Origin of the sequence: Membranihabitans marinus (assembly GCF_019802045.1) — a bacterium.
Classification (GTDB): domain Bacteria; phylum Bacteroidota; class Bacteroidia; order Chitinophagales; family Saprospiraceae; genus Membranihabitans; species Membranihabitans marinus_A.
In genome coordinates this window covers 1-6,251 of the sequence record NZ_JAHVHU010000033.1, presented here as the reverse complement: position 1 = coordinate 6,251, position 6,251 = coordinate 1, and the positions used below count along the sequence as shown (strand labels likewise).

General features: G+C 48.0%; 2 protein-coding genes. Both read right to left on the bottom strand.

Annotated features, from left to right (window positions below):
• Positions 1-5,171, bottom strand: a 5,171-nt coding sequence (locus KUV50_RS19230) for a WD40 repeat domain-containing protein (protein ID WP_222581837.1), incomplete at its 3' end; no start/stop codon positions are given.
• A 546-nt stretch (positions 5,172-5,717) separates the two neighbouring features.
• Positions 5,718-6,251 (bottom strand): helix-turn-helix domain-containing protein (locus KUV50_RS19225; RefSeq protein WP_222581836.1); only part of this gene is annotated, 534 nt, incomplete at its 5' end.

The window sequence follows — 6,251 nt, the reverse complement described above, 5'->3', positions numbered from 1 at the left end:
CTGCGTCGTCCCAATCGAAGATCGATCGCACAGTTGTCCCAGCTTCCTTCGTCCCAGTTAACCGCAGGAACCCACGCAATCTTGTCAGCCAAGGTTACATTCAGGTTGCGATCTACAACGACTGTCGGAGGTACATCGTCTGTTACACGGATGAATTTGCTCCATGTGCTTTGATTCCAGCAGTTGTCTGCCGCTTCATATACTACTTCAGTCAATTCACCATCACATCCACTGAAAGGGATCGTGATTGGATCAGCCGTGTGCGAGTAAGTATATACGGTACATACTTCTCCACTAGCCAATGTTTTCGTCTCGGTATTGGTCAGCTCAAGTGCTACGGCACGAGTTCCACCTTGTACTTCGACCATCGCTTTCACAGCATGAACACCACTACAGTTATCAACCACCTGTACAGATGGTACATATACTTCAGCAGCACACTCATGTGTTCCTACTCGGTAGGTCGTTGGGTTATCAAATTCCCACTCTGCAGCACCTCCATACTGTGCTCCGTCATGGATAGATTCCTGAATCGCTTCCTGATCCCAGCCAGCCGGGTAGCAGAAGTCAAAGATTGGTCCCATGGTGTCAACAAGTGTCTGCCATTCGCTGATATGAATCTTAATAGATTTATCAGTTGGTTCATAATCTACTACAGCTTCGCTTGGGATCTCAGATTGGATTGCACAAACATTCTCAGTAGTAGCCCAGCACGTCTGTGTTACATACGTGTCTAAACCACGTGTCTGAGGACAGCTTCCAGACCAGTCCGCAGATTCCTGTCGGATCTGAATACCGCAATGCACACCTTCTTTCAAGCAAATCTCTTCACAAAGTTCACCGGTCGTAGAAATACCTTCTTCGATGGTCAATCCGGGTACGACAACGCGTACACAGTCAAAAGCCTCTCCAGCTCCTACATCGCAGTAGCTTACACAGTCACCGCTTCCATAGATGGAAGGCCAGCCTCCGGAAAACCAGAAAGGACTGTTACCGTGACCATTATAAAACCAATCCGAGTCAACCTGTACAAAGGTTCCGCCTTCAGACAGAATCAGATCACCTTCCTGCAATAACAAGTAAGGTACAAAGGTATAGTTTGTTGATCCATACGTCCAAGACGTTGGAGAAATTCCTCCTTCAAGAATATCGTGAAGCAATCCATACCCCAACTGCTCTTGGGTTGCATTTGCAACAACATCATCACCGTAATCGCCAGTAATGATGTCTTTAATGGTTACTTGCGTACCATCTGCTTTTTGCAGAATCACACACTCCAAGTACTCAGCAAATATTTTCGGTCCCTGGTCCCACGCGTGATCCAGACCAGCTTCTATTACGGTCAATGGCAGGTCATAGATCACACCTCTTAACTTGGAATGAGGATACTCATAATCGTGAATACCTACAGGTTGTTTCCACGCCGCATAGCGCTTCAAAGCATCGCCTGGCTCAACGCCAGCTTCAACTTTACAAAAGAATTCCGTTTCGGCAGCTGCCAGAAAATCTTCTTGGGATAATTGTGGTAGTCGGAATACGACAATCGTATCTGTCAGTGTCGTCAATTGACCATTCTTATCGAACGATTCCCACGTTCTCCAGATAACTTTCGCCGTATCACCTTCGCCACACGCATTGGGCATCATCACCCAGTCCGGCTGCACTTTCGGAGTATACTGCTGGCCCGTACATTGATCCATTACTAGCGGGGTATGTTCAGAAGGATCGGGAATTTGACCACAATATACATTCATTTTTCCTTGTGAAATATGTGGACCCGTCATTTCACTATAATTTGATGCTGATGGGGTGTTCAAATTATACACCATGGCATCTCCCGGCAGGTTTGACTGAAACGCAGAAACAAAGCGCAGTGAACCCGCCTGGTCATCCACCACCACCTGGGTGCTACATTCATAGTAACCGCATCCGGGAATATCACTCCGGATCGTCGCCGTAAATGTGCGCCCACGATCTTTGTAACTCAAAAGATTATCCGGGATCACCCCACCAAATTGATTGGTCAGCGTAACCGTTGTGAAGCGTGCGGCAAAACTATCGAGGGGCTGGGTAAGGACCATTTCTGGGGTGATCTCAATCATACAATTAGGACCAAAGCCCACATTGACCATCCCGTGGCAATTAATCGTAGGGCATACGTATTCACAGACTACGATTTGGGTGCAGGTCGAATCTACATTGCCACATTCATCTTCTGCAAAATAATGGATAAATACCGTATCATCATCTGTGGCGATCGTGTTGAAGCCAACAGAATCGATCCGCATCGTGACAACAATGCTGTCTGTCGGACTGCAGTTGTCGGTATAACTCGGGATATTGATGGGGAGCGGATCACCCACCAGACAATTTATGATCGATTGCGTCGGACAACTCACCGGTGTGGGCGGGATGGTATCGATGACAGTCACCGTGCGGGATACGGTGGTGTCATTTCCGCACTGATCCAGAATTTGCAGCGATTGAAAAATGGTGAATGAGTTTGAGCAGTTGCCCGGCTCAATAGATGAAGCAGGCAAATAGGTCAATGATTCGCTGCATGGATCCATCGCCACCACTACCGTGGAATCGAGCGGTGGAACGGCCACACTACAATCCACGGTCGTATCGCCGGGAGAATAAATCACCACCGGCGCAGTGGTATCCACAAAAGTAATTACCTGATCGCAGCTGTCCACGTTCCCGCACAAATCGGTGGCAAAAAACCGGCGGGTGATCTGACCAATCACCCCGTCCCCACTGCACGAACCATCAAACCCCGTACTATCGTCCCGATAGGTCAATACTGGATTCACATCGCAATCATCGCTCACCATAGGAACGCCCAGCAATGCCGTATCAATGGCCGTCACTGCACAATCCAGGGTCGTATCCGCTACGCAAACCAAGGTGGGTGCCGTGGTATCTACAAAGGTGAGCACCTGATCGCAGCTGTCTACATTACCGCACAAATCGGTGGCATAAAACCGGCGGGTGATCTGACCGATCACCCCGTCCCCACTGCACGATCCATCAAAACCCGTGCTATCGTCCCGATAGGTCAATACCGGATTGGCATCGCAATCATCGCTCACCAGGGGTACGCCCAGTATAGCCGTATCGATGTCCGTCACCGTGCAATCCAGGGTCGTATCCGGTACACACACCAGGGTGGGCGCGGTCGTATCCACAAAGGTGAGGACCTGATCGCAGCTGTCCACATTACCGCACAAATCGGTGGCATAAAACCGGCGAGTAATCTGACCGATCACCCCGTCTCCGCTGCACATTCCATCAAAACCCGTACTGTCATCCCGATAGGTTAACACCGGGTTCGCATCGCAATCATCGCTCACCAGGGGTACACCCAATAACGCGGTGTCGATATCTGTGACGGTACAATCCAGTATGGTATCCGGCGCACACGCCAGGGCAGGTGCCGTGGTATCCACAAAAGTGATCACCTGATCACAGCTGTCCACGTTCCCGCACAAATCGGTGGCAAAAAACCGGCGGGTGATCTGACCAATCACCCCGTCTCCGCTGCACGTTCCATCAAACCCCGTACTGTCGTCCCGATAAGACAACACCGGGTTGGCATCACACTCGTCGCTCACCATTGGAACACCCAGTAACGCCGTGTCGATGTCCGTCGTCGTACAATCCAGGATCGTATCCGCTGCACACACCAGAGTCGGCGGGATGGTATCCACGACCGTTATTCGCTGCATGCATACGGTATCTCTTTGTGAAGTATTATCGTTCTGTACCATAAAGTGCCTGTCGATGTAACCAACCGTATAATTATTGCACGTTCCATCGAAACCCATGCTGTCATTTTCTACGATGAGGGATTCTCCGGGTCCAAGCAATAGATTCGAAAGGCTGCCAAGAAAAGCCGTATCGGTCGCCGCCCCACAGTCCACTGTGGTATCTCCGGGGCATACGATCTGTGGTCGGTCAGAAAAAATCTGGACAGCACCTACGCTGTGCTCATTCTCAATGGACCTACGAGGTGCTCCGACTGCTACGGTATGACCATCGGATGCTAGGGCGACTGCATGACCAAACCATTCAAAGGTCGATTTGCCGTCCATATCGTTGCCGGACTGAACCCATTGCCCATTTAGCCATTCGTAGATACGGACCTGACCATATCTATCTCCAGTGCTGGTTTTACTTCTTGCACCGACCGCAACGGTCATCCCATCAGCTGACAACGAAGAGGACCACCCAAATGTTCCATTCACGTCAACCCCTATGAGATCGTTTCCACGTTGGATCCAGGATCCACCGATCCAGTCGAATGTACGTACATGTCCCAACAATCCAGTATTCGCGGCTCCTGAAGTAGTTACCGTGTTTCCATCTGATGATAAGGAAACCGACCGACCGCTTCCCTCAAAAGTAGCTCTACCGTCGATATCATTCCCCCGTTGCACCCAAATCGTTCCATTCCATACATACACCCGCACATGGCCTGCTTTGTCGCCACCATCGTCATTGAGGATTGCACCGATAGCTACAATATTCCCATCCGAGGACATTGCGATTGAAAGACCAGAGTGATCCTCTGGAGCTTCGCCGTGGATGTCGGCCCCTCGTTGGATCCACGCTTGCGATCCGGCATGCCAATCATGCACCCGGACATGGCCCGCATTATTGTTACTGATGTCGTTGTTAGGCCCGCTGATAGCTACCGTATGACCGTCTGAGGATAACGAGATAGAATAACCGTATTCATCATATGCAGCTGCGCCATTAAAATCACCCCCGCGTTGAATCCACGCATTCCCGTTCCAATCATACACCTGTACTTGACCTGAGTTTACCAAGTTGTCGTCATTAAACGGAGCTCCAATAGCCACTGTGTTCCCGTCTTCGGACAATGCCACAGCGTAACCAAATCGATCACCATTTGCCTTACCGATGAGATCTCCCCCCCGCTGAATCCAGCTGCCACCAGCCCACATAAATATACGCACATACCCAGATCCATTATATGGCGCCCCAATCGCCGCAATATTTCCATCTGAGGACAAGGAAACAGATTGCCCTAGGAAATCATTGGCCGCAGTTCCTTCCAGGTCTTGCCCCATTTGAAGCCAATTCTGTGCTCCTGACGCTGTGTTAATAAGAAATAGAATTAATACCGTGTAAAGTCTATTCATTCGATCAATTGTTTGTATTAATATTTAGGTAAATATTTCGTTTTTAGATATTTATGATCTCCAACGAGTCGCGCAACTTATCCAGGACTTCACTGCATCGTGATATGTGAACAAAACCAATGAAGACGCGTGAATATTCACTGATCAAATCTATAGAAGCCATCTTTAGCCATCCATGGATTAAATTACCCTGCGAACATAATTAAACACATAGTTAAAACCAACATTTGTCCTAAAAAATGACAAAATTAAATTGGTTCTTAAAACTCTACGTCGATCAATTCCAAATTGAAGAAATTTATCAAGGATAAAACACGTACACCGTATTATAATAGCCCGTGAGGATAATTATAAATAGCAATACGCACTTACACCCACAAAGCACATATAATATTCGGATTCTATTCCGAAACAATCAATTATTATCGGACTGACTTTTTCAATCCCCCTATCATTGACCTTCTCCCAAAGAAAAAGGAGGACCCACAGCTTGAGTTACAGTATTTCAGATGGGATATTTGGCTAAAATAAGTGGCCCTTAGAAGCTTATTGTTCTTTCAGATAGTAGGCCTTCGCTGCTCGTATCTCGTTGTAGGTCGCCGTAAAAGGAAGGCGGCTTTTGATTTCAGTGAGTGAGGTTTCTTCGGATACATTGGTGAAATGTGGGAGCAAGTCAGCCAGTTTCTCCTTGTCAAGTAAGGAGGTAATATCTACTTTGCCTTTTTTATACAGGTGAATAAAATGACCATAAATCGTATTTTCGGTGAGTTGACGCAAAGAAGCGATTTCTTCTATGGTCATATCTTTTTCATGAAGCGACAACGTGATCTCATAGGTGCTTTCCCGACTGGATTTTTTCTTCCGGCGAATCGCTTTATCCAGTTTTTCGGGCCGGTTCAGTGGGTCACCCTGATAGATTAATTCTCCATCCAGTTCAGATTTGGTCATCCCATCCATAAAATTCCACAGTGAATTGATAAAGTCGAGCGTATCGCGCTGGTGTTTTTTTGCCCCGGAGACATAAGCTATTTCTTCATAATACGCAGTGACCGGTTCGATCAAATTCTTGTGCAACCGATG